Annotated in this window: 2 protein-coding genes; both read right to left on the reverse strand. The window is 29.7% G+C overall.

Annotated features, from left to right (window positions below; translation table 11 throughout):
- Nucleotides 1–644 (reverse strand): ParB/RepB/Spo0J family partition protein (locus CLPUN_RS08970; RefSeq protein WP_158078736.1); only part of this gene is annotated, 644 nt, incomplete at its 3' end.
- A 10-nt stretch (nucleotides 645–654) separates the two neighbouring features.
- Nucleotides 655–1,059 carry a YopX family protein gene (locus CLPUN_RS08975; RefSeq protein ID WP_077846957.1) on the reverse strand — a complete coding sequence of 135 codons (405 nt, stop codon included), beginning with the start codon at nucleotides 1,057–1,059 and terminating at the stop codon, nucleotides 655–657.
- Nucleotides 1,060–1,167 lie beyond the last annotated feature (108 nt).

Below are 1,167 nucleotides of genomic sequence, written 5' to 3' on the forward strand. Positions count from 1 at the left end.
TGATCCTGTGGTAATTTAGAAAGTTCATAGGCAGTTGAAATATTTACTTTTTCTTCTTTAAACTCTTGTTTAAAATCTTCTGTTAAATTTTTAGATATTCTCTCCATCCTTGCAATTTGTGTAGGTGAAGTATTTAATATATCTGCTATTATTTCTCTTACTCCTCCAGGTAATTTCTCTTTTTTCTTATATTCAATTAGCAGCTCTTTTAGTTTTTTAGCCTGTTGAGTTTTTTCCCAATCTGTAAGCTGCCTTGCAGTAGAATTTGTTATCAGTAATAATAGCTTGTCCTTAATTGAATCCTCTTCATTTTCAACTTTACATGGTGCATATTCAAACTGCTGCTTTCCTTCTTCAACTAGTTTTTTTAATGCTAAATACCTTCTATGTCCTGCTATAATTTCATACTTATTTTCATCTATTTTCTTAACCACTAAATTCTGTTGAACTCCAAATATTTCTATTGAATCTTTCAGATTTCTTAATTCCTCTTCATCTGTAGAATAAAAATTTTCTTCTGAAGGTAGCAACTCGTTAATATTTATTGGAATAGTCCTAAACCTAGCAATCTTTTCAGCTTTTTTCTTTGTATCTTCTTCTGAACTATTATTTAACAGTTCTAACATGTTAAAGCCATCTTTCATGTTATCCACCTCACATAACTAACTCTTTTAATTTTTCATGTTGATATATGTTTCCAATGATTGTATCAATTGCGGTTTCACTAAACAAATTAACCGATCTTTGTTCTTTATGGTTTACAATGCACCAAGAACATTCCAGAAACTCAACTACCCCTGTTATATCCTTTTCTCCCGTCACTCCACCTTTTCTTTCTACAATAAAGCCTTGATATATTTCTTTTTTGTTTATATCCTTTTTATTGGCATATTGAATCGGTAATAAATGTGTATTTTCAGAAGTCCCTTCTAAATTTCCCTTCTTATCGAAGCTTTGAACTGTCCCATCTGCTACCGCAATACTTCGATGTATATCATCAACAATTTCATTTGTTTTTTTATTATAAAGTTTGAATTTCAACTTATATTCATTACTCAATATTTTCACTCCTTATTTTGTGTCCGAATCGGACACATTTTTATTTTCTAAATTGGTTCTTAGATTTTAAATTTTCTTTCGTTTTTTCAATCCTTTTTATTTCCTCTG

Origin of the sequence: Clostridium puniceum (assembly GCF_002006345.1) — a bacterium.
GTDB classification, from domain to species: domain Bacteria; phylum Bacillota; class Clostridia; order Clostridiales; family Clostridiaceae; genus Clostridium; species Clostridium puniceum.